Here is a 24,710-nt window from a genome sequence, read left to right on the forward strand (position 1 = left end):
TGACTATTTATTGTTGTTAATATGTCTTTCTTTGAGCACTCTGCGTAGAATTTTTCCGATATTAGATTTTGGCAAATCTTTAGCGAATTCGATGACTTTAGGAACTTTGTATGCTGTAAGTTTCGTCTTGCAATACTCAATGATTTCGGCTTCAGTTAAGCTTTCATCTTTTTTGACGATATATGCCTTTACCGCTTCGTTTGTTTTAGGGTGATCGATGCCTATGACTCCTGATTCAAGTACCTTTGGGTGTGAAGTGATTACTTCTTCGATTTCATTTGGATAAACATTGAATCCAGACACATTGATCATTTCTTTTTTACGGTCAACCAAAGTGATGTAGCCCTTGCGGTCCATAAAACCAATGTCGCCAGTTCTTAGCCAGTCGCCGAAGAAAACTTTTTCCGTTTCTTCTTTCGAATTCCAGTACCCTAACATGACTTGCGGACCTTTGACTAAGATTTCTCCATTTTTCCCCATTTCAACTTCTTTGTCGTCGTCGTCAACGATTATTACATCTGTGCTTGGGAAAGGAAGCCCGATAGTTCCAATTCTTTCAGTACCGTCAATAGGATTGCAACATACAACAGGAGATGTTTCTGTTAGTCCATAACCTTCAGCGAGTGGCGTTTTGGTTATGTTTTTCCATTGCTTTGCTACATGTTCTTGCAAGGCCATTCCTCCGCCTATTGAAATCTTGAGTTTGCTGAAATCAATAGCGTTGAAATGTTGATTGTTCATCATGTGGTTGTAAAGAGTATTTACTCCCGTCATGACTGTGAATTGTTTATCCTTGATTTCTTTGCAATAAGCAGGCACATCTCTTGGATTGGTAATCAGGATGTTTTTAGCTCCATATTTTAAGAAAGTAAAACAATTTACTGTTAGAGCGAAAATATGATATAGCGGAAGCGCTGTAATGATAGTTTCTTTATTTTCAACAAGTTTAGTAGCCATCCAAGCGCAGTTTTGCTCCATGTTGGCAATGATGTTTCTATGGCTTAGCATGGCTCCTTTAGAAACGCCTGTTGTTCCTCCAGTGTATTGCAGAAAAGCTAAGTCGTTAATTTTCAAAATAGGCTTGTTGAAGCTATGTCTTTTCCCAAGTTTCAACGCTTTACAAAAGTTAATTGTTGATGGAAGATTCGTCTTGGGTACCATCTTTTTGATATATTTTACAGCGAAGTTCACCAAAGTGGCTTTTAACGGAGAAAACATATCACCAATATCGGTGATGATAATATTTTTAACCTTTGTCTTTGATAGAACTTTTTCAATTGTTTCGGCAAAATTGCTTAAAACCACAATTGTTTCCGCTCCGGAATCGTTTAGTTGGTGTTCGAGTTCTCTAGGAGTATATAGAGGATTGGTATTGACAACTATTAAGCCTGCTCGTAGTGCTCCAAAAAGTGCGATTGGGTATTGCAGCAAGTTTGGCAATTGAATTGCTATTCGATCGCCTTGTTGAAGATGAAGTTCGTTTTGAAGATATGACGCAAAGTTTTTGGACTGTTCGTCAAGCTCACGATATGTGATGCCTGAATTCATATTTTCAAATGCAGTGGAATCCGAGAATTTCTCGAAGCTTTGTTCTAGCAAATCCACGATGGAATCATATCTATTAGGGTCGATTTGATGTGTAACTCCTTGAGGATAACTATCAAACCAAGGTCTATTAGTATTCATAAATCAATTTAGTTAATCAAAAAATGATTGATTGTTGCTAAATAAATATGCAATAGAAACAAAAGCATAATTGATAGACAAACGCAATAAAGATGCTAAAAAAAAGTAAGAAAGCACTTATTTTGTATTTCAAAATTATTCTCTTGTTAAGATTATGTGTTAAATTAGTCGCAAAATATTAACTTAATTTTTCAAGAAGAGTTATTTTTTTAGCGAATGTAGCGATTATTACGTGCGGTATCGCAAATTATTAGATCTCATTAAATTCGTTATATTCGGTGTGAATTATAAATTGTTATTATTTAGAAAGTAATATGTCTAGAAACGCAGATATTGATAATGTTGACTTGAAGATTCTCAGCTTGTTGACAAAAGACGCTAAAATGCCTTATACTGAGGTAGCCAAGAAAGTTTTTGTCTCTGGCGGAACAGTTCATGTTCGTATGAGAAAATTAGAGGAAATGGGTGTGGTTAAGGGAACTACCCTTGATATTGATTATGCTCAAATGGGTTATGATATTACCGCGTTCTTGGGAATCTATTTGCAAAAGAGCTCTCTTTATGATGAGGTAATTGATCAATTAAAGTTGATTCCGGAAATAGTGAAAATTCACTATACAACAGGGAATTACAATATTTTCGTGAAAATTCATTGCAAAGATACCAAGCATTTGAAAGACACGTTGCATGATAAGATTCAAAAAGTAGAAGGGATTGAAAGAACTGAGACGATTATCTCACTCGAACAGAGCATGAGCAGGCATATACAATTCGATGAATAATATTGTTTAGCTTTGTTGGTATTATTTGGCTTATAAATTCCTTTTATAAGCCTATTATTTTTTTTTATAGAATCGTCTTAGCGATAACTATATTAAACGTTTATATTTGTGTTGCTACATTGAGTATGGAGCGAAACAACATTGAATATTGTTTAAAGCTATTAGTTGAGGCTTTGGAACAATTTTGATGACAGGAAAGAAAAGGGGATAGTACACAAAAATGCTATGAGTAAAGATAACCAAATTCTTGAGGAGTTTACTAATTCCGAATATAAGTATGGTTTTGAAACGAAGATTGAGCAGGAATCTGCTCCAAAAGGTTTGAACGAGGACATTGTTCGTTTCATTTCCAATAAGAAAAATGAACCAGAGTGGCTCTTGGAGTGGAGATTGAAAGCGTTCAGGCATTGGCAAACCCTAGAGGAGCCTGTTTGGCCGAATGTAGAATATCCAAAAGTCGACTTTCAGGATGTGATTTATTACGCTGCCCCTAAGCAAAAGCCTAAGGTGGATAGCTTGGATGATATAGATCCAGAGTTGAGAGAAACATTCGAAAAACTGGGAATCTCATTGGATGAGCAGAAAAGGTTGAGCGGCGTAGAGGTTGCCGTTGACGCTGTGATTGATAGTGTTTCTGTTAAGACTACTTTCAAGGAAAAACTTGCTGAACTGGGAATCATCTTTTGCTCGTTTAGCGAAGCTGTTCAAGAACATCCTGAATTGATCAAAAAATATATCGGCTCTGTTGTGCCAATGGCGGATAATTTCTATTCTGCGTTGAACTCAGCAGTATTTAGCGATGGATCTTTTTGTTACATTCCAAAAGGAGTGAGATGTCCTATGGAGCTTTCAACGTATTTTAGAATCAATGCGGCTAATACAGGTCAGTTTGAAAGAACGTTGATTGTTGCTGATGATGAATCATATGTAAGTTATTTGGAGGGATGCACAGCGCCAATGCGTGATGAAAATCAATTGCACGCAGCTGTAGTTGAAATCTATGTGGGAGCAGGAGCAGAGGTGAAATATTCTACTGTTCAAAACTGGTATCCAGGAGATAAAGAAGGAAAAGGCGGTATTTACAACTTTGTTACAAAAAGAGGTATTTGCGCTGGAGATAATTCAAAATTGTCGTGGACTCAAGTGGAGACAGGTTCGGCTGTTACTTGGAAGTACCCTAGCTGTATTTTGAAAGGAGACAACTCTATTGGTGAGTTTTATTCAGTGGCTGTGACTAATAACTATCAGCAAGCTGATACTGGTACGAAGATGATTCATATCGGAAAAAACACGAAAAGCAATATCGTTTCAAAAGGTGTGTCAGCTGGTAAGAGCCAGAATAGCTATAGAGGTTTAGTGAAAGTGATGAAAAGAGCTGAAAACGCTAGAAACTTTTCACAATGCGACTCTTTGTTGATGGGTGATAAATGCGGAGCTCATACCTTCCCTTACATTGAAGTGGAAAACAAATCAAGTCAAGTAGAGCACGAAGCGACAACTTCCAAAATCGGAGAAGATCAATTGTTCTATTGTAATCAAAGAGGAATTGATACAGAATCAGCTGTAGCCTTGATTGTTAATGGCTACTGCAAGGAGGTTCTTAACAAGTTGCCGATGGAGTTTGCTGTCGAGGCTCAAAAGCTATTGGCGTTGACTTTAGAAGGAAGTGTGGGTTAGTCCATGTTTTCCAAACATTTCATTGTTCAAATACTAATTAGAAATTAAAAATCATATGCTATCTATAAAAGATCTTAAAGCGAATATTGAAGACAAAGAAATCCTTAAAGGGATTAATTTGGAGGTGAAGCCTGGTGAGGTTCATGCTATCATGGGACCTAATGGTTCAGGTAAGAGTACATTGGCTTCTGTATTGGCAGGTAGAGAAGAATATGAAGTTACTGGTGGCGAAGTGTTATTCAACGGTAAGGATATTCTTGATTATTCACCGGAAGATAGAGCTAGAGAAGGTGTTTTCTTGGCTTTTCAATATCCAGTTGAAATTCCAGGTGTAAGCACAACGAATTTCATGAAGACGGCTCTTAATCAAGTGAGAGAGTACAGAGGTGAAGAGCCATTGAACGCTGTTGAGTTTTTGAAAGTAATGAAAGAGAAAATGGAACTTGTTGAAATTTCTCAATCTTTGCTGAATAGATCTTTGAATGAAGGTTTCTCTGGTGGTGAGAAGAAGAGAAACGAGATTTTCCAAATGGCTATGTTGGAGCCTAAATTGTCGATACTGGATGAGACTGATTCAGGTCTTGATATTGACGCTTTGAGAATCGTGGCTAATGGAGTTAATAAATTGAAGTCAGAAGACAATGCGACGATAGTAGTGACTCACTATCAGAGATTGTTGGATTATATTGTGCCTGACTATGTTCACGTTCTTTATAACGGAAGAATTGTTAAATCAGGAACTAAAGAATTAGCGCTTGAGCTAGAAGAAAGAGGATACGATTGGATCAAGGAAGAAGTTGATTCTACATTGTCTTAATTCAATTCATTCACTTTTTTAAAAGAACAAGCAAATGAGCGAGCAAGTCGTGAAAAAGAATATTAATGAAGTATTACTTGAGAAAATCGAGACAAATCGTCAAAGATTAAAGGATGCTTCAAATGCTTCGCTTGACCATGTCAGAGGAGAAGCAGCGGGAATTTTAGCAGAGAAGGGATTGCCTTCAGCTAAAAATGAGGAATATAGATATCTCAATATCTCGAAAAACTTGGAGAAAAGATTTGACTTTTCACAAGAAAATAGCGTGCAATCATTGTCATCTCAAGATGTCAGTGATAAGACATTGGATTTAGGTCAGGAAATTGTTAAAGTTGTATTGGTAAATGGAGTTTTCTCAGAAACTCTATCTGATATTTCGAATTTGCCTGCAGGATTGAATGTTAGCAAAGTGTCAGATGTGCTTTTGCAAAATCCAGATAAAATAGCGAGTTTAATTCAAAGCAAAGTTCATAATACAGATGAATTTCAAGTTTTGAATACGGCGATGTTTGAAGAAGGAGTTTTTGTCGAAGTTGAAAAAAATGCAATCATTGATCAAGCTCTTTATTTAGAGTTTATTAATGACACCAGAGAGTCGAAATCCTTTAACTCTCCGAGAAGTTTTGTGCAAGTTGGCCAATCGGCTCAGTTAAATATTGTTGAAAACCACTTGACAGTAGGCGAGGAAGCTAGTTTTACAAATATTGCAACTGAAATATATGTGGCTCCAAATGCGAATTTGAAGTACTATAAGCTCCAAAATGATAAGCCTAACGCATCTCAAGTAAATAGCACTACTATTCATCAAGAAAGAGACAGTGTCGCGACTACTGTGACAGTTTCTTTAGATGGAGATATTGTTAGAAATAATTTGGGCTTTGTGTTGCATGGAGAAGGTTGTTTGGCAAATATGTATGGATTGAGTTTGGTAGATGGCAATACTGTTGTTGATCATCATACTACAGTTGATCATACCAAAGCGCATTGCGATAGCAATGAATTGTATAAAGGTATTTATGGCGATCGTTCAAAAGGGGTTTTCAATGGGAAAATCTTTGTGCGACCAAATGCTCAGAAAACCAATGCTTTTCAGTCAAACAAGAACATATTGTTGACGGATGATGCGACGATTAATACAAAGCCTCAGCTTGAGATTTGGGCTGATGATGTGAAATGTTCGCATGGATGCACTAATGGACAATTGGATGATGATCAATTATTCTATTTGAGAGCTAGAGGCATCGGGGAAGAAAAAGCTAGATCAATGTTATTATTCGCATTTGCTGAGGATGTTTTGGAGAATATTTCTTTCGAGCCTTTGAAAGAATACATTGAAAATATAGTAGCAAGCCGTTTTGAATAATAACGGGTTGTCTTGAATCAATAATATGGAGGCAAGGTGAATGTATATTTTCCTTGCCTCTTTTGTAATTTGTAAAAAGAACTATTTGAGAAGGATTAGAAAATTTGTGGCGGGAATTCGTCTTTTTGCATATTATATTGATATTGATTTGATTTAATCTTAATAACAGATTATTTTGCTAATGATAGTGATACTTGGAAAAGTGTCTCTAGTTTGTATTACGGATTTTATCCTAAAAATGAAATGAAAATGAGCGATGTTGGTAATAAAGAGTTTTCAGGAGCTGCTGAATATGATGTGAAATCAATCAAGGAGGAGTTTCCTATACTCAATCAAGAAGTGAATGGGAAACCGTTGGTCTATTTTGATAATGCTGCCACTAACCAAAAGCCTAATGTTGTAATTGAATCATTGAATGAGTACTATCGTCTGCATAATTCAAATATTCATAGAGGCGCTCATACATTAGCTGATCGATCGACGATCAAATATGAAGACACAAGAGAGGCATTGAGAAGGTTCTTGAATGCTGGAGAAGTCGAAGAAATTATATTTACCAAAGGCACGACTGAAAGCATAAATTTAGTCGCTTCTACCTTAGGAAATCAAATATTGAATGAAGGTGACGAAGTAATAGTCACAGAGCTTGAGCACCATAGCAATATAGTTCCTTGGCAGATGGTCTGTGAAAGAAAAAAAGCGATTTTGAAAGTGATCCCGGTTTTGGATTCTGGAGAATTAGATATGGACGCTTATTCTGAACTGTTGTCTGATAAAACAAAGTTTGTAAGCTGTAACCATGCTTCTAATGCTTTAGGAACAATCAATGATATTAGAACTATTATTAGTAAAGCTCATTCGATAGGAGCGTATGTTTTGATTGATGGAGCACAAGCAACCTCGCATCTTGAAATTGATGTGGTTGATTTGGATGTCGATTTTTATGCAGGTTCTGCCCATAAAATGTATGGACCAACAGGTGTTGGGTTCTTGTATGGAAAGAGAGCAGTGTTGGAAAGCATGCCTCCTTACCAAGGCGGAGGAGAAATGATTCGTGAGGTAAGCTTTTCTGGAACCACTTACAATGATATTCCGTTTAAATTCGAAGCTGGCACACCTAATATTGGAGATGTTATTGCTTTAAAACATGCGATTGAATTTATCGAGAACATTGGGAAAAGCAATATATCAAAGCATGAGCAAAGTTTGCTTAAATATGCCACAGATAAGATTTCAAAGATCGACAAAGTCCGAATTATAGGAACTGCTAAAGAAAAAGTGGGTGTGTTGTCATTTATTATTGAAGGCCTGCATCACTTTGATATTGGGATGATGTTGGATTCACGAGGAGTTGCAGTTAGGACAGGACATCATTGCACCCAACCATTGATGGCTCGATTTGGGATCGAAGGCACTGTAAGAGCATCTTTCGCGGCATATAATACCTTTGAGGAAATTGATACGTTAATAGAAGGAGTAGAGAAAATAGCTAAACTAGCAAGATAAAAATGAGTAATAATTTGTCTGTTTATAATATTCAAGATCAGATCGTCGAAGAGTTTCAAATGCTTGGAGATGATAGAGAGAGCATGATCTTTTATATAATGGAGCTAGGCCAACAGTTGCCTGCTTTGGAAGAGGAGTATAAAGTAGATCAAAATTTGATTAAAGGCTGCCAATCGAAAGTATGGTTGCATGCTGATTTTGATGGAGAAGTATTGACTTTCAAAGCGGATAGCAATACTGACATTACTAAAGGACTGATTAGTTTATTATTGAGAGTGTTGTCAGGCAGGAAGCTAAATGATATCATTAATGCTGAGCTGAATTTTATCGATAGAATTGGAATGGGAGGTATAATTGGCTCTCAACGTTCCAATGGTTTGGCGGCGATGATCAAACAAATCAAGCTTTACGCTCTAGCCTACAAAAGCAAATTAGGTGTGTAATTCATAATGTTGAAACCATGAGTGATCAGAATATAGAAAACCTTAGAGATAAAGTCTTGGCTGCCATCAAGACAGTATATGACCCTGAAATACCTGTAGATGTGTATGAGTTGGGGTTGATTTATGAAATCAATGTTTTCCCTGTTAATAATGTTTATGTATTGATGACATTGACTTCGCCTTCATGTCCTGCTGCAGAGATATTGCCTGGAGAGGTAAAGCAAAAGGTTAAAGATATTGAAGGTGTGAATGATGTGGAGGTTGAGTTGACTTTTGACCCTCCTTATTCGCAAGATATGATGTCCGAAGCGGCAAAATTAGAATTAGGATTTTTATAAACATAAAGAAATAAAAAATGTATCCAGCAGAATTAGTAGCTCCAATGAAGAATGAATTATTGGAGCAAGGATTTATAGAATTTACGACAGCCCAAGAAGTAGAAGATCATTTCAAAGATCATAAAGGAACTACTTTGGTAGTTATAAATTCAGTGTGTGGTTGTGCGGCGGGAGCTTGCAGACCAGGCGTATTATTTGCTGCTCAGCATGCTGAAAAGAAGCCTGATACTTTGGCTACAGTTTTCGCTGGCTTTGATAAAGAGGCAGTTGCTAAAGTAAGAGAGTATACAGCTCCTTACCCTCCTTCGTCGCCATCTATTGCTTTGTTCAAAGATGGAGAATTGGTCCATTTTATTGAAAGACATATGATTGAAGGTAGAGATGCTGTGATTATCGGAAGTCACTTGAAAGGAGTTTTCGAAGAGGTTTGTTAAAATTATTTTTTGGAAAAATAATAGGAAAGCGTTATCGAATTCGATGACGCTTTTTTTATGTTTAGTTTATAAAAAATTAAGGCTTAATTATTTACTTTTACTTATAAGCTGGTATTTTCTTTTCAATATTTAAAAAATATAATTATTAAAAAATAATTCTAATTAATTAATAGTTTGTTGTATTTATTTTTGTTATCTTATAAAGATAAACAAACTATAACTAGAATTATGAAGAGTAAAATTACCAAAACTCTGATTGCCGCAATGGTAGCTGCAGGTTTGTCGCTTGGTGACTTGAGCGCGCAAAATGGTTGCCAAAGCAGTGAAGCTCATAAGCATCTAATGGAAATGAACCCTGAGTACAGAGATGCTTTTGAAAAATCGCGTGAACGAGATTTGTCCGCAAGAACTTCAGCGGATGTTAGCACTGTAAAGGTCTTTCCAATTGTTTTTCATGTTATTGAAGATGGAGGCGTAGAGGAAATAAGCGATACTCAGCTTTTAGAAGCTTTGGAGCAGGTGAATGAAGATTTTAGAGCGAAGAATGCCGGTTTCTCGGAAGTTTTTGACGCTTTTAAACCTATAGCAGTAGATACTAGAATTGAATTTAGATTAGCTAAGTTTGATCCTCAAGGTAATCCGACTACAGGTATTAATCGTGTGCAATCGCCATTGACAGATGACGCAGGTCAAGGAACTGGAGGCTATGGCGTTAGGGATCTTATAAGATGGGAGACTTCTGATTATGTGAACATATGGGTGGTAAGAAGCGCTGAGAAATCCAATAATGGATCTGCCTATGCTTTTTACCCTACAGATAATACAAACTACAATTATGATGGGGTTGTCATTTCATCATGGGCTACAGGAAGATCAGGAACAGCGACTGAAGGATGGTATAAGATTTTGACTCATGAACTTGGACACTGGGCAAATTTGCCTCACGTATGGGGAGGGACATATGGGCCAGATGATACGAGGTCATGTAGTGATGATGATGGAGTGTCGGATACTCCAAATACTATAGGGGCAGGAGGAGCGGATTCTCCATATTGGCAGGATAATGAGTTCTATGAGACTTGTAATACGGTTGATAATGTGCAGAACTTTATGGATTATTATAGAGATCCAGTAATGTTCACAGCAGGACAAAGAGATCGTATGCATGAAGCAATGGAAAGGTATGTAAGTAGAAATACAATGTACTCAGACGAGAACCTGATAAAAACACTGGGTTATATCCCTGATGTTATCTATCCGGGATCATCAGCAATAAGTTATAAAAAAGTGTTGAATGAGCATTGGTCAAATGAAGGTAATTTGAACTCTTTGTCATTGAATTATGAGAATGTCCAATTATCAGCAAGTAGGTTGGAATTAGGTGCTCATTTTGACTTGGAAGGAATTTCAGGAGTTACCGCTCATATTGAAGATCTTGGTAATGGAAGTGCTCAGTTGATTATTGACTCTAATTTTCAAGCTCATAATATTGCAGATAATAAGTCTTTTAAAATCAAATTTAAGGACTCTGCCTTCCAAGGAAGTACAGCTAGTGATGTTGTTGGAGCTATAGGTAAAGAGGATGTTGACATTATTTTTAGAGATCCTTATAGAGTTATTTATAGCGAAGCTCCTTCAAATTTATATGTAAGCAAAGCGGAAGATAAGGTATGGCAATACTTTAGTGGTTTTGGAGTTGGCGATGGAGCTTTTGGCACATGGATTCATACAGATGACAATGGCGATAAGTTCTTGAAGATGGAAACGTATTTCAAGGAAATGGTTTGCGAGCCTGGAACACGAAATGTAAAAGGTCTTGAAGAAGGTACTTTGATTGGACCTGATTTAGAAACGGGCGCATGGGTAAATAGAGAACCAAAACCAGGTCAACATGATATAAGCAATGATACTTATACAGCACTTAATGGAAAGACGACTTTTATAGGGATGAAAATTCCTGTTGAAATAAGTGAAACAGAGACTATTTATCATTATGCTTGGATTAAAATCGAGGTGTCTGCTGATGGTGATGGATATAGAGTTATTGATATGGCGTTTAATGAAGCTCCTAATCAACCGATTAAAGCAGGTGGCTTGGTAGAAGGTTTGGCTTTAGGTTGGTTGGATACGCAATTTGTTGAGGCTAAAGATGAGAACGATGGATCAATTGAAGATAAGGTGTCTTTTGAGCTTTCGGAGGCTACTTTTGCTAAAACAGGAGAGCTTACTTCAGGTGTTGATTTCAATGTTGTTAATTTGCCTAGCGGATTGTCTGCTAAAGTAACTATCTTAAGTGAAACAACAGGAGAAGTTGAATTGATAGGTAGTTCGAATAGTCATGGTAAATCAAGTTCAATTACAAATTTGCAAATTAACTTTTCTGATGCGGTGTTTTCAGATGAAATTGCTTCTGATATTGCTGGAGCAACTGGCTTTGATTTGAGAGTAAAATTTAGAGATGATTATAGATTGGTAAGAGTCACTAAACCGCTTACGGTAACTACAGCTGATAAATGGCAATTTTTCAGGCTAGATGCTGGAGGTTCGGATGAATTTGGGCTATACTATGATGATGTTAATGACAACTTTTTCAAGTTTGAAGCATATGGGAAAGCAATTGTCACAAATGGAACATCGTTGAATGTGACTCCTTTGAATTATGGAGAGGTTGTGACTACTGAAAGTAGCTGGACGCAAAACCCAGGACATCCAAATCAGCATAGAATTATTACTCCGGATTATTCAGACTGGTTAGGACAGCAAAAGTACTTGGCTTTACAATTTGAGCTTGAGGGAGAAACTGTGTATGGATGGGCTTTGTTGAATGTGAGAGCAGACGGACAAGGTTATTCTATGGTGGATGCTGCATATTATACTAAGCCTGATGGTCCAATTGTCATGGGTATTACCAATGAGGACGATATGGATCAGTATCTTAAGCCAGTTGTTGATATTGTTTTGGATAAAAACCAATTTGTTACTGGTGAAACAGCTAACATAGAAGGAGTTAAATCAGGTGTGGATGTTGATGCTTGGGAATGGGTAATTGTTGAAAATGGAACTGAAACTGTATTTGGAAATGGTCCATTGACTTCATATCAATTTGCAACTCCGGGTAATTATACGATTAGGTTGAATGCTTCAAACTTTTATGGAGTAACGACTATTGAGGAACAAGTTGTAGTTACAGCTGCCACTGCGCAAGTTGATTTGGCTATTACAGCTCAAAAAACAGATTTTGACTTGAATGAGGAAGGAACTTTTGTAAGTGCGTCTACAGGTGATATTGCTTCTTATAAGTGGGTTGTTTCAAAAGATGGACAAGAAAAGTTTGATGGGTCTGATGATCAAGATTTAACTTACGTTTTTGATGAAGAAGGAACGTTCGAGATAAAATTGGTGGTTACTGCGACTGATAATGGCGTTTATGAAGAAACGATTCAAGTAAATGTTTCTGATTCGGGAGCTGTTCTTTCCACAGATGATATTTCTCAGTTGTCTGTTAGTCCAAACCCTACTGATGGCAGGTTGAATGTTCAGGTAACTAACTCTTCTTCAGTTACAGAAATAACCCTATTGTCTTTGGATGGGAAAGAGGTGATGTTTAAGTCATTCACGCCAGATATGGTAAACAGAGGTGTTGAATTGAATCTGAATAATTTGTCTAAAGGAATCTATGTTATTAAAGTAGTGAATGCTGAGAAGCAATTGTCTGATAAGATTGTTCTAAAATAAGAATTGACATAGTTTGCATAGCACGTGCAGATAATTTGGATAGCAGCAATAAAATATTGCTGCTATTTTTTATTTATTTGAATTTAGAAAAATAAAAAAAGCAAGTCGTAAAGTGACTTGCTTTGATATTTGATTTTTTGATCATTTATTTGATTTCGAAGCCCGCTTGCAACAGGTTTTCCCAATATCTTGGATAGGACTTATTGACTACGATAGGCTCTTTGATGTTGACAGGTAATACAATAGCCAATGGAGCTAGTGCCATAGCCATTCTATGATCGTCATACGTGTCAAAGTCAATATAATTAAAGTTCTTCTCCCAGTTCGTTGGTGCTGGTATAACTTCCCATTTGTCTTTTGAATCATTTTCTATGAGTTGCGCTCCAAAGCGTTGAATTTCTGTTTGCATGGCAGCGATTCTATCCGTTTCTTTGATACGAAGGCTTTCCAGTCCTGTCATTTCGCATTTGATGCCTTTAGCAGCGCACAAAGCAATGACTGTTTGAGCTAAGTCAGGGCAATCCGAGAAATCTATGCTTGTTTCCTTTTTTGTCGCGCAATGCTCTAAAATTATACCATCTTCTACGAATGTTGATTTTACCCCGAGCTTGGACATGATTTCGACAATTTTGATATCGCCTTGAAGAGAATTTTTTCTTAAGCCCAGAAGCTCTACTTTACTGCCTTCCATTAAGGAAACAATGCTGAACCAGTAACTGGCACCTGACCAATCAGACTCAATCTGATAGGATGAAGGAAGGTATGTGCCGGGCTTTACTTGGATTGTGTCATCACTAATGAACTTTGCATCTGCTCCAAATTGTCGCATGAGTTGCAATGTCATTTCAATATAAGGTTTGCTGCCGATTTTCCCTGTAAGTCGCAAATTGAGACCATTATTCAAGTAAGGAGCAACCATGATCAAAGCTGAAATGTATTGGCTTGAGACGTCCCCAGGGATGCTGATTTCACTTTTCTTTTGACCAGTAAACCCTTTGGATTCAATAGGAGGATAACCTTCTTGATTCAGATAATCAATATCCGCGCCTATTTCTCTCAGCGCATCTACTAAAATCTTAATCGGCCTTTCTTGCATTCGCTCAGTTCCTGTCAACGTTTTAAGCTTATTGGTTAGCGCGCAATACGAAGTCAAAAATCTCATTGTTGTTCCAGCGTCAAGTACATCAAGAATTTTACCTTCTGACTTGAGAAGTCTAATCATTGTCTGAGTGTCTCTAGCCTCGGAGAGATTGATAAGTTGGCACTGATGTCCAGTGAGAGCGTCGATGATTAGTGACCTATTGCTTTCGCTTTTTGAAGAAGGAAGCAAGATGGAACTGTTGATCGTTGATTTAGGTTTTCTTACTTGGATTTGCTCCTGTTGTTTCAGATTATCTGTATTCATAGAATTTCGCCAGTATTTCAGCTAACAATAGCTTGAATTGAGGTGTTAAAGTAACGAGAAGCGAGTTTCCCGCGATTTTCGGGAAAATAGTTCTTTTCAGTAAAAAAAAGAAAGACTTGGTTTTATTTAATTCATAAATTTTAAAATATCATGATGAATAGGGATGATCACAATATCACAATGGTCAGTTTGATCGCTGGAGGTATCATAGGAGCGGGTGTAGTGGCATGGATGCTGTTTGGCAAGAAGTGCTGCTCTCATAGCAAGAAATCATGTTGTTCAGGAGGAGGACATCACCATATTGGCCATATAGCTGAGCATTTGACAGAAAAATTCAAGAAATAGGGGCTGGTGGATTTAAAATTTGAAGCCGAAGCTTGAAAGAGCTCGGCTTTTTTATTCAGAGGTATTTCGAAATTCTTTTGGCGTATATCCTGTTTTTTGCTTGAAAAGACGGCTGAAGTTTTGGCTTTGTTCAAAGCCAAGGTCGTAGGCAATGTGGCTTACAGGTTCATTGCTGGCCAAGAGACGATTTTTAGCAACTTCGATTAATTTAAAATGTATATGCTCCTTGGCGCTTTTGCCAGTTTCTTGTTTTAGTAAATCGCTTAAATAGCTTGCTGACAATGATAGCTTGTCAGCGAAATAGCTTACGGTTGGCAAGCCATCGGCTTTAGTAATGTCCAATGTGAAGTATTGCTTCAGGTAATTTTCGAATTTTCCTACAGTCTCATAATTACTGCTTGTTCGAGTGATAAATTGTCTTCCATAAAATCTTCTGCAATAATTTAATAGAACTTCAATATTTGAGACGATAATATCTCTGCTGTATACATCTAGGTTGAGTTGATATTCAGTTTCTATGACATTGATGATTTTTTGTAGTAGATCGCTTTCATGTTCTGATAGATGCAAAGATTCGTTTTCATTGTAACCTAAAAAGCTATATTCTTCAATCTTGTTCATTAAGAAGGTATTTCGGATCAGGTCTTGATGAAAGAAGAGGCCCCAACCGTCCATATGCCAATTTTTGTCTATTCCTTTGATGGTGATGGTTTGTCCTGGAGATATGCATAATAAAGACGCTTCATCATAATCACAATTTTTTCTCCCGTAAAGGAAAGTGCCGTTTGGAATTTTCTTAAAGGTAATCGAATAAAAATTGGTTATGATTTTAGTGTCATTTTCCGATGCATCGATTTGAGTTTTGGCTAAGTCCATTAATGATATCAATGGGTGTTTGGGCTTGCCATAATGCATGAGCTTATGAAGCTCGTTTATGGAGTTGACATGAAGTATGCTTTTCATAATTAATCTTTTTCGATGAACTCAATAATGTCTAAAAGCAATTTTCTGGACTCTGGAATGGGCAGAATAAGCCAATCATGAGGTAGCTTTTTTGATATTTTAGGGTGGTAGTCTTTGCCATTGTTCTCAAGTAATGCCATGAATTTTAAGTTGTCTGGATAAAACAGCTCATCAGTGCTTGTTGAAATAAATATAGTAGGCAAAGATTTGATATCTCCATGAATAGGCGAGAGCATTGGAATGTTTTTATCATTGGCTCCGCTATATTTATCGGCAGCCCAGTTTAGCATATTCTTGGTAAGAATAACATCTTTTTTTACTTGTTCATCAATATCTGGATTTGATAGGCTTAAATCAAGCCATGGAGAGACGAGAATATTTTTGACAGGAAGTTTGTGAAATGATTTTTTGATTATGTATTGGTTGAAGGCTAATGATAATCCTCCTCCGGCGGAGTCTCCAAGAAATATAAAATCATCTTCGGGGAATTTTTCCGTCAAATTTATGTAGGCTTTCTCTAGCATGTTGAAAGTGTCTGCATACGTGAATTCAGGAGCTAGAGGGTAATCCAGAAGACTGACTTTGCAGTTGATTTTTGAAATGATGGTTTCGGAGAGAGGCCAATAAGTAGGAAGAGCTTCAAGACAATAAGCTCCGCCATGAAACCAAACTATATGAGTTTGGTTTGAGGGATGCACTGGAGAGATAGTGACTGTTGTTTTTCCTAGTGTCTCAAAGATTTGTGTTGTTAATTTTTTGTTTTTGAGAAGCGAATCAGGGTAGAAGTTAGCACGTGTTCTTGGAGGGTGTTTGACCAGCCATGTCATTATATGCTTAAACCCGATTGTTTTGAGGGTGTTGTTTATGATGGTTGATCTTTTCATAAAGCATGGTGTGTAAGTACTCCGCTTTTCCAATTTTTAATAGAAAGGCGGAGCGTATTTGTTTTGACTTAAGATAAATGAGTATTAAGAAAGTCATTTATTTTATTTATTGCTTGATCCACATATTCATCTATGTCGTACAGATCAAAGTGGCCTGCATTTTCCACAACTAATAGTTCTTTTGGATTAGTGCATTTGTCATAAAACTCATTCGTCATAGGCCCTGTCATGGCTACTGAACCTCTGATTCCTAAGTATGGAGTATTGAAGTATGGAGCAAAACCAATAGCATTAAGCCTAATATCAGCTTGAGGTTGAAATGTAGGAATCATGTTAGAGTATGCTGGATATGTCTCTTTACCTGCCCTTTTTGTAAAATAGTATGAATAGGCATCTTTGAAGAATTTTGGCATTTCTTCAGTAGGACCTTCTTCGCTAAAGATTCCACCCATGATGTCCGCTCGATGAACTTCTCCAGTTTCATAATATTTTTGTTTTTCTTCGGCTTGCATGTTAAGCAATTGCAGAGCTTGCTCTTTGGACATCATGTTATATAGAAAAGAAGCGTTGTTGAGATAGCCTGATATGGTAACTACAACTTTTAGTCTCTTATCGCTGACACCTGTATAGGTCATATACATTGAGCCCATGCAAAGTCCAACGCCTGCTAGTTTGTCTCTGTTGACAAAAGGCATGGTTCTTAAAAAGCTTATGCCGTCTGATATATTCAAGAGAATATGCTCGGTGCTTTCATAGTTTCTTATAGGCCCTTCACTATCTCCATAATTATATGGCTCAAAGGCGAAGAATACATAGCCTAACGCGGCGAATTTTTTCCCATATACGGCAGAGGCTTGTTCTTTTACTTGCGATAGAGGTCTTGCGAAGAATATTGCAGGGTAGGAGCTTGATGCGTCAAAGTCTTCTGGAAGATACAGGTCTCCTGCTATTTTGGCTCCATTGCTTTGGTAGAATAATGTGTTTTTCCCGGGTTTTAAATTCAATTCAGTCATGATAGTTTCTTTGAGATTAATGGTTCTATGTGGTTTGTTGACTCAACATGTTTGTTTTCGTCATTGTTGTTCGTAAGCTTAAGGTTCTTACTTTGGTAATAAAGAATCTTTGAGTGTTTTAGTGAAATAAGACTTGGGCATGATTTTTTTCATTGGAATCATCATTTTGGCGTCTTTGCCAACGAAGATTTTATCGGCTGTTTTTTGGGTGGAAGCTTTGTATATTAAGTCCGCTACTATTTGAGGGTCTCCGAATCCAAAGGGCTTTGGAGGCAAGGCTACAACTTGATTGTAATGCGATTGAAATTTTAACCTGTAATCTTCGAGATCATTTTTCTTGTTTCCTTCAGTATAGGAGATAGCTCCTCCAAATCCAGTTTTAAAGGCTCCTGGAGCAATGGTTTTCACTTGTATGTTGAACGGTTCCAGTTCATATCTTAAAGATTCTGAAAGACCTTCGACGGCAAACTTAGATGCGTTATATAAGCTATGCATTGGCAGTCCGATTGTCCCGGCCATGGAAGTTACATTTATTATCACACCTTCTTTTTGTCGCCTCATGATAGGAAGAGATTCTTGGATAGTATATAAGGTTCCGGTGAAGTTTGTATCCATTTGTCTTCGAATGTCTTCATCGCTAGCCTCTTCCAAGTAACCTACGGCTCCATAGCCTGCATTATTGACTAATACATCTATAGACCCAAAGCGAGCAACTCCTTTTATGGTTGCTTGTTTCACTGAAGCTCTTTCTGTTACATCCATGCGAAGAAGGAGGACATTGTCTAGTTGGTTAAGCTCTGTTTCCTTTTCGGGTTTTCTCATAGTCGCGATCACATTCCAGTGGTTTTTATGAAATGTTATTGCCGCTAATTTTCCAAATCCTGAAGATGCTCCCGTAATCAATACTGTCTTGTTCATCGTTTTCTTTTGTTTGATTCGATGATACAAATGTCGGTAGTATGGATGGCGAAAAAGTATCCGAATTATGGAAGTTCGTATCAGTTTTCAGGATGAGCATTTTATTGAGTGCTTGGAGTTCAGTGATTTGGCAACCTTTTAAAGTAATCGAGCCTCTTGCATGATATTTTGTTTGGTGACCTTTGCAGTGTTGATTTAAACATTTAACATCAAAAAAGACTGTTATGAAAGTTGGAAAATTAATCATGATGCTTGTTTGCCTATTGGCAACGACAAATTTATTCGCTCAAAGCCATTCTGATGACATTATTGGAATTTGGGAGACTGAAGACAAGGATGGCAGAATGGAAATATATAAATGCGAAGACAAGTATTGCGGAAAACTGCTTTGGGGTAAAGATATTGTGGAAGAAGATGGTGTAACTTCTAAAAAGGATGTCAATAATCCTGATGATGATTTGAAGTCAAGAGATCTTGTGGGTATTACGAATTTGATAGGTTTGAAATACAAAAAGAATGGAGAATATACAGAAGGAGAAATATATGATGCTAATAGTGGTAAAATGTATAGTTGCTTGATAAAGCTCAAAGGAGGTGATATGCATATGAGAGGTTATATAGGTGTTCCTTTGCTTGGGCAGACAGTGATCTGGAAACGTATCAAATAAGTTTTTTATTAGTTTAACTTAAAAAGCACTATCATGGATAAGAATATTTCTGAATTACAACGCATATTCAACTTGCAAAAGAAGGCTTATCGTGCGTCGCATATGCCAACTTATCAAGAAAGAATAGATAGACTCAATAGGTTGGAGCAATTGACTCGAAATAATATAGAGGAAATCACGAATGCATTGCAACAAGATTTTGGAACTCGCAGCAGAGATTGGATTTTTGTAGCCGATATTTTTCCGCAGCTTTCTCATGTCAAAAAAGTTAAAAAGCATTTGAAGAAATGGATGCGCAGAGAAAGAAAATCTTCGGGATTATTGTCTCTGACTGGACAACGCACTTATATTGTCAATGAACCTTTAGGAGTGGTGGGTATCGTGTCTCCATTCAACGCACCTGTAAGCTTGGCTTTTGATCCTGCCATTGATGCGCTTGCTGCTGGAAATAGGGCGATGATTAAAATTTCCGAAAGCACTCCGAAAACAGCTGAATTGATTAAAAAACTTGTTTCAGAGTATTTTGCCGAAGATGAATTAGCTGTGATAACTGGCGATGTGGAAGTATCCAAAGTGTTTACATCGCAGCCTTGGGATATGTTTTTCTTTACCGGAGGGTCCGAAGTAGGTAAGCATATTCTTGCCGCTAATGCCAAGAATCTTACGCCTACAATTTTGGAGTTGGGAGGCAAGTCTCCTTGTGTTATTTTGGATGATGCTGATGTTAAGACTGCGGCAGCCAAGATTGGCTTGATTAGGCTTACTAATGCGGGGCAAGTATGTATCTCGGGGGATTATGTGTTGTTGCCTGAAAACAAGTTGGAAACATTTATTGATGAAGCTAGAAATCAAGTGGAAGAAGCTTATCCTTCGATCATTGATAATGAGAACTTTACTTCGATCATTAATGACCAATCTTATAATAGAATTACAGGATATATTGATGAGGCAAAGGCTGCTGGCTGTCGAATTATTCAATGCAATCCTAAAAATGAATTAGTGCCTGATCCGCTTACTCGCAAGATTCCAATGACTATGGTTGTGAATCCTTCGAAAGACTTGAAGGTTTCGCAGCATGAGATATTTGGCCCAGTGTTGTCGATTTATACTTACTCCGATCTTGACGACGTCATTCATTTGATTAATCGAAAAGAAAAGCCATTGGCTTTGTATATTTTTGGAAAGAACCGTAAAGCAATTGACAAAGTTATCAATAACACTTCAAGTGGAGGAGTGACTGTTAATGACTTGCTTATGCATGCTGATAGTGATCATATTGGGTTTGGCGGTGTAGGTTACAGTGGCATGGGTAGATATAAAGGCGGGTTCATAGGGTATCAGGCTTTTACTAACCCAAAAGCGGTGCATGAGCAAGGTTTGATGGGAAGGTTCACAACAAATTTTTTCAAGCCATACAAGAGTGATAGAACTCGTAAAATGATAAGAGGACAAGTAGGTGTAAAGTAGAATTGTTGAACTTATTTAATTCTAGTGGCGACATGGCAGGAATTTATCATATTAAATCAATCAGCGAATTGCACAGGATGCTGGGATGCTCTCCTCCGAGGCACCCCAGCATATCACTTGTCAAGTTTTTGGATATGAAGTTGAATGAGAAAGATATCGACTTCAAAGGTGCTACGGTAGACTTTTATGTCATTTCCATGAAGAACTCTTCAGGCCAGATAAAATATGGAAAAGGATATTATGATTTTGAAGAAGGAACGATGTTGTTTGCCGCGCCAAACCAGATCATGTATCCTTCTCATTTGAGCTCTGAAGTTTTGGATTCTGAAGGTTGGAGTTTGTTCGTGCACCCTGATTTATTGTATGGAACGGATTTGGGGAAAAAGATGGGAGAATATTCTTTCTTTTCCTATGACACTGATGAGGCTCTGCATCTTTCCGAAATAGAGAAAATTAAAATTCTTTCATGCGTTAATAATATTGTGGAAGAATATAATCAAAATATTGATGCTCATAGCAAGCATTTAATAGTTTCGAATTTGGAGTTGCTCTTGAATTATTGCCGAAGGTTTTATGATCGTCAGTTTTTGACAAGAGGCAAGCAGAATAAAAGCGTGGTGGTAAGAATAGAAAGGCTTTTGATAGATTATTTTAATTCTGAAAAGCCTTTGAATTTGGGTTTGCCTACAGTGAAATACTGTGCAGAAGAGATAGGATTGTCTCCCAATTATTTAAGTGATTTGTTGAAAAAAGAAACGGGTAAGAATACTAAAGAGCATATTGATTATTATTTGCTTGAAAGAGGAAAGAATTTATTGCTTAGTTCTGATCAGAATATAAGCCAAGTGGCTTATGACCTAGGTTTTGAAGATCCGAAGTCTTTTAGCAAATTGTTTAAGAAGAAAGTAGGTGTTACGCCAAACGATTTTAGAAGCTCAGTGAATTAAGTGATTTTATGAATAGTGTAGGTGACTATACCCCATACAATAAATTCATCAAAGGCGGTGATTTCTATTGGAGAAAAGTCAGAATTTTCGGGATATAGTTTAATTTCTTTTTCTTGCAAATGAAGTTTTTTGACAGTGAAATCACCATTTAGCCGGCATATAGCAATGTCTCCATGCTTGGGCTTAATAGATCTGTCAACGACCAAAACATCTCCGTCATATATTTCCGCGTCTCTCATCGATTCACCAGATACTTTTATAAAAAATGTTGAATCTCTATTGCTTACAAGCTCTTTATTTAGATCAATGGCATTTTCTATATAGTTTTCCGCGGGAGAGGGAAACCCAGCGGGAATGTAATTTGAAACTTTGCGAAGTGACAAATTGCTTATTTCCGATATAGAATGAATAAGTAGCATAATGAATATGTGACTAATATTAATAGTTTTTGTTTGCGAAATATAGCGCTTAATCAACTATTAATGTTAGTTATGCTAATGAAAAAAATGGAGCCATTTTCATGGACTCCATTGAATAATGTATTTGCTATGCGAATTATAGGATAATAATTTTTTCTCGAGTAGTTTGATTATTGATTTTACTCTCAAAAATATAAATGCCAGAACTAACTTTTGTATTTAATATGTTTTTGCCTTTTGTCAAGCTCCCTTGTTCGATAATATGTCCATTGATCGAATACAAAGCGTAGTTGCCGGATTGTGGTGCGTCTACATTGAATTGCTTGTTATTTATTGGATTTGGATAAATTTTGATGTTATTGCTTTGTCCTCGGTCTCCAAGAACGATATCATTGATCTTTATTTTGATATTGTCCAGCCAAATTCTTGTGCCAAAACCTGTAGTATTCTCGAATTTGATCATGACATCCGACTCTCCGCTGAATTGGCTCAAATTGATTTCTTCGACTCTCCAATGATCTGCTTGACTAGGGATCCATGCGTTTGAAGAGTTTGTTGGTATGGCTACAGTCTCTAATTCTGTATGTGTTTTTTGGTAAACATTAGTCCAGGTTTCTCCACAGTTGGTAGACACCAGTACAGCAAGTTGGTCAGGGCTGTTGTTGTTATATTTGGTATAGGCAACATCGAAAGTCATGGAAATTTCCGAATGTTCGGAGAAGTCAAGAGATTCCATAATCAGGTCGTCTTTTTGACCAGTAGCATTGTAGTCAGAATTGTTGATGATAAGGCAAGAGCTTGAGTTATTGCCAACTCCTATGCGTTGTTCCCATGTAATGGAATTATCTGGATTGACGATTTTCCAGTTGGCAGGAGGGAAATTATTTTCAAAACTTTCAGCGAAAGGCAAAGATGCGCTTATCCCAACTTGAACCGCATTTTCCAAACTGATTTTTTCGGATCCATTTTCGTTGCTGACAGTAAGGTGAATGTCGTAGATTCCTTCTTTTGCGTAGGAAATCTCTGGAGGCGTAGCGCCTGTAAAGGAAGCTGGAGATCCTTCAGGGAATTCCCAAATCCATTGATCAATTTGTCCAAGCGATTTGTCGTTGATCTGTATGCTTTCCCCTTCGCATATAGAGGTTGAAGAGATTTCAAACGCAGGAATAGGTGGCAGGGATTCATTAATTGATGCGAATCTGGCTTTCCATCCTGGATAACGGGCTTCTACATTGGAGCTGAATTTGAATGTAAGAGCTCCAGATGAATGCGTTGAAGCAATTGTGCCGGGAGAGTTCGTTCCGCAATAAGTTCCGATAACTGGCGAGTTGGTTGTCGGGCCGTTGAAAATAGTCAAATAATCATTGGTGCAATTTCCTCCTTCCATATTAAAGTCTTCGAAAACCATAGTGATTTTGGATGCTGAATTCTCAGGATGCAAAGTCATAGTTTGATTGGTTCTTACTCCATAGTCGCCATCAAATCCGGGGTCCCAGAATGTTCCTTGAGAAACTGTGAAATCGCCATCTCTTATAACAAGGTCGTCAGTGATTTCAATATAATCCTCTTTTAACTCAAAGTCAGTTTCGCCGCTAGCGGTTGTTACGGTAAGTTTCACATTGTATTTTCCATTGGATTGGTATGTGATAGGAGGAGGAGTCTTGCCTATGTGAGTAGAAGGTGATCCGCCTTCAAATTCCCAGCTGTAGTTTGTTATTTCTTCATTTTCCGTCTCGGAAATATCTGTGAATATCACAGGGTTATTTTTTGGCAATGTGATTAGGTCGCTCCAGAATTGGGCGCTTACAGCTTCTCCGATGACTCCAGTGGTGATCAAATTTTCTTGTGAATTAATAGAACCATAAATATTGGCGCACGCTTGTCTGATTACAGATTTTTGCCCTTCTGTGAACATTACTTGACATTCTGAGTAATCCATGAAGTTTTGGGCGTTCGTAAGTGTTCCGCAAGGAGCATAAGTTAAGTCACATCTTCCTAATGGGGACTGTGATGCTGCATCAGTAGGAGGAGTATCCGCTATGCCGTCTCCATCTCCACATGTGCCTGGTGTTGGAAAAGTGTGTGGAAGGTTGTAATAGTGGCCAAGCTCGTGTGTTACTAACCCAGGGTGCGTAGGCGAGGCGGTACGTGTACGGCCTATAGCCCAAAAAGAGCATGTTGTCCCTGTAACTGGACTAGCCCAACCAGAGCCGTAACCTACAGGAGACCCAGGGTTGCCGTAATCGGCTTGCCTTACCACATATATATTCAAATATTTATCATTGGGCCAGCCATAGGAGTTTATCATATCATCTTCTTCTCCATTATATTGCGTTGAGCCACCTTTTACATAATGTCTTACGATACCTGAAGTAGAGTTGCCTTGAGGGTCTTTTTTCGCTAAACTAAATTGCAATCCTACATTGGCTTTTACTGAAGAGAATTCATTAATAATATCATTGAATCCATCGTTGTAAGCTTGAAAATCTTCGTTTAATTGTTTTACTTGTTCGATGCACTGATCATCTGTAATGTTTTCCAAACCATTTTCATGGATGATGTGAAATACGACTGGAAATGTTAGAATCTCGTCTGCTTTGGATCTTCGCAGTTCATTTGCTGAAGGTGCTATATTTGTAATAGCTGAATGCTCTAATTTATCATTTGAAAATCCACAATAATGATGATTAGTTTGATTTTGACCATAGCCGGAATTTCCAAAAGCTATGAACGCAGATGTTAAAATCTGCATCCCGAGTAGTTTTAATTTCATGTGCTTGTTTAGGGAATGATTATATTATATGAAATTTAGGTATAAATATTTAAAATGTGAAATTTAATATGTTTATATGACTTTTTTTGTTGTTAATATTTTTTGAATCAAATTTTATTGTCTTTAT

Annotated in this window: 21 protein-coding genes; 13 read left to right on the forward strand and 8 right to left on the reverse strand. The window is 37.4% G+C overall.

Going from position 1 to position 24,710, the window contains the following annotated elements; translation table 11 throughout:
- Positions 1-3: 3 nt before the first annotated feature.
- Positions 4-1,686 (reverse strand): AMP-binding protein, encoded by a 1,683-nt coding sequence (locus AABK36_RS08170; RefSeq protein WP_309939356.1) that lies wholly within the window; start codon positions 1,684-1,686, stop codon positions 4-6.
- Positions 1,687-2,000: 314 nt separating this feature from the next.
- Between AABK36_RS08170 and AABK36_RS08175 the strand changes: the two genes are divergently transcribed.
- The 9 genes from AABK36_RS08175 to AABK36_RS08215 all read left to right on the forward strand — a co-directional run bounded on the left by AABK36_RS08175 (position 2,001) and on the right by AABK36_RS08215 (position 12,781).
- Positions 2,001-2,468: an Lrp/AsnC ligand binding domain-containing protein gene (locus tag AABK36_RS08175; protein ID WP_309939357.1), complete on the forward strand. Its 468-nt coding sequence runs from the start codon at positions 2,001-2,003 to the stop codon at positions 2,466-2,468.
- A 225-nt stretch (positions 2,469-2,693) separates the two neighbouring features.
- A complete protein-coding gene (gene sufB, locus AABK36_RS08180; protein WP_309939358.1) occupies positions 2,694-4,145 on the forward strand; it encodes a Fe-S cluster assembly protein SufB in 1,452 nt (483 codons plus the stop codon).
- 55 nt (positions 4,146-4,200) lie between these two features.
- Positions 4,201-4,962, forward strand: a complete 762-nt coding sequence (gene sufC / locus AABK36_RS08185; protein WP_309939359.1) for a Fe-S cluster assembly ATPase SufC — start codon at positions 4,201-4,203, stop codon at positions 4,960-4,962.
- Positions 4,963-4,996: 34 nt separating this feature from the next.
- On the forward strand, positions 4,997-6,325 hold the full coding sequence (sufD, locus tag AABK36_RS08190; RefSeq protein WP_309939362.1) for a Fe-S cluster assembly protein SufD: 1,329 nt from the start codon (positions 4,997-4,999) through the stop codon (positions 6,323-6,325).
- A 249-nt stretch (positions 6,326-6,574) separates the two neighbouring features.
- Positions 6,575-7,831 carry an aminotransferase class V-fold PLP-dependent enzyme gene (locus AABK36_RS08195; RefSeq protein ID WP_309939363.1) on the forward strand — a complete coding sequence of 419 codons (1,257 nt, stop codon included), beginning with the start codon at positions 6,575-6,577 and terminating at the stop codon, positions 7,829-7,831.
- 2 nt (positions 7,832-7,833) lie between these two features.
- Positions 7,834-8,274, forward strand: a complete 441-nt coding sequence (locus AABK36_RS08200) for a SufE family protein (protein WP_309939364.1) — start codon at positions 7,834-7,836, stop codon at positions 8,272-8,274.
- A 17-nt stretch (positions 8,275-8,291) separates the two neighbouring features.
- Complete coding sequence (locus tag AABK36_RS08205) at positions 8,292-8,612, forward strand: SUF system Fe-S cluster assembly protein (protein ID WP_309939366.1); 321 nt, start codon at positions 8,292-8,294, stop codon at positions 8,610-8,612.
- A gap of 17 nt (positions 8,613-8,629) precedes the next feature.
- On the forward strand, positions 8,630-9,046 hold the full coding sequence (locus AABK36_RS08210) for a BrxA/BrxB family bacilliredoxin (RefSeq protein ID WP_309939367.1): 417 nt from the start codon (positions 8,630-8,632) through the stop codon (positions 9,044-9,046).
- Positions 9,047-9,274: 228 nt separating this feature from the next.
- Entirely contained in the window at positions 9,275-12,781 is a 3,507-nt protein-coding gene (locus AABK36_RS08215; protein ID WP_309939368.1) for a M43 family zinc metalloprotease, read from the forward strand.
- A gap of 145 nt (positions 12,782-12,926) precedes the next feature.
- Here the strand turns inward: AABK36_RS08215 and AABK36_RS08220 are convergent, their stop codons facing one another.
- Positions 12,927-14,186, reverse strand: coding sequence for a 3-phosphoshikimate 1-carboxyvinyltransferase (locus tag AABK36_RS08220; RefSeq protein ID WP_309939372.1), 1,260 nt, complete (start codon positions 14,184-14,186; stop codon positions 12,927-12,929).
- A gap of 150 nt (positions 14,187-14,336) precedes the next feature.
- Here AABK36_RS08220 and AABK36_RS08225 point away from each other — a divergent pair, with 150 nt between their 5' ends.
- On the forward strand, positions 14,337-14,531 hold the full coding sequence (locus AABK36_RS08225) for a hypothetical protein (protein ID WP_309939375.1): 195 nt from the start codon (positions 14,337-14,339) through the stop codon (positions 14,529-14,531).
- Positions 14,532-14,582: 51 nt separating this feature from the next.
- On the opposite strand, the gene AABK36_RS08230 is transcribed toward AABK36_RS08225, so the two are convergent.
- The 4 genes from AABK36_RS08230 to AABK36_RS08245 all read right to left on the reverse strand — a co-directional run bounded on the left by AABK36_RS08230 (position 14,583) and on the right by AABK36_RS08245 (position 18,309).
- Positions 14,583-15,494, reverse strand: coding sequence for a helix-turn-helix domain-containing protein (locus tag AABK36_RS08230; protein WP_309939377.1), 912 nt, complete (start codon positions 15,492-15,494; stop codon positions 14,583-14,585).
- A gap of 2 nt (positions 15,495-15,496) precedes the next feature.
- A complete protein-coding gene (locus AABK36_RS08235) occupies positions 15,497-16,378 on the reverse strand; it encodes an alpha/beta hydrolase fold domain-containing protein (protein ID WP_309939378.1) in 882 nt (293 codons plus the stop codon).
- A gap of 68 nt (positions 16,379-16,446) precedes the next feature.
- Positions 16,447-17,391 carry an alpha/beta hydrolase gene (locus AABK36_RS08240; protein WP_309939380.1) on the reverse strand — a complete coding sequence of 315 codons (945 nt, stop codon included), beginning with the start codon at positions 17,389-17,391 and terminating at the stop codon, positions 16,447-16,449.
- A gap of 87 nt (positions 17,392-17,478) precedes the next feature.
- Complete coding sequence (locus AABK36_RS08245) at positions 17,479-18,309, reverse strand: SDR family oxidoreductase (protein WP_309939383.1); 831 nt, start codon at positions 18,307-18,309, stop codon at positions 17,479-17,481.
- Positions 18,310-18,533: 224 nt separating this feature from the next.
- Between AABK36_RS08245 and AABK36_RS08250 the strand changes: the two genes are divergently transcribed.
- Genes AABK36_RS08250 through AABK36_RS08260 form a run of 3 tightly spaced genes read left to right on the forward strand, consistent with a single transcriptional unit; the run spans position 18,534 to position 21,391 of the window.
- On the forward strand, positions 18,534-18,977 hold the full coding sequence (locus AABK36_RS08250) for a DUF2147 domain-containing protein (protein WP_309939385.1): 444 nt from the start codon (positions 18,534-18,536) through the stop codon (positions 18,975-18,977).
- A 33-nt stretch (positions 18,978-19,010) separates the two neighbouring features.
- Complete coding sequence (locus AABK36_RS08255) at positions 19,011-20,444, forward strand: aldehyde dehydrogenase family protein (protein ID WP_309939386.1); 1,434 nt, start codon at positions 19,011-19,013, stop codon at positions 20,442-20,444.
- A gap of 32 nt (positions 20,445-20,476) precedes the next feature.
- Entirely contained in the window at positions 20,477-21,391 is a 915-nt protein-coding gene (locus tag AABK36_RS08260) for a helix-turn-helix domain-containing protein (RefSeq protein WP_309939388.1), read from the forward strand.
- On the opposite strand, the gene AABK36_RS08265 is transcribed toward AABK36_RS08260, so the two are convergent.
- Complete coding sequence (locus tag AABK36_RS08265) at positions 21,388-21,810, reverse strand: LexA family protein (RefSeq protein WP_309939390.1); 423 nt, start codon at positions 21,808-21,810, stop codon at positions 21,388-21,390. The two genes, AABK36_RS08260 and AABK36_RS08265, sit on opposite strands and share 4 nt — an antisense overlap.
- A gap of 136 nt (positions 21,811-21,946) precedes the next feature.
- On the reverse strand, positions 21,947-24,562 hold the full coding sequence (locus tag AABK36_RS08270) for a M43 family zinc metalloprotease (protein WP_338390320.1): 2,616 nt from the start codon (positions 24,560-24,562) through the stop codon (positions 21,947-21,949).
- Positions 24,563-24,710: the final 148 nt, after the last annotated feature.

It is taken from the genome of Aureibacter tunicatorum, assembly GCF_036492635.1.
GTDB lineage: Bacteria > Bacteroidota > Bacteroidia > Cytophagales > Cyclobacteriaceae > Aureibacter > Aureibacter tunicatorum.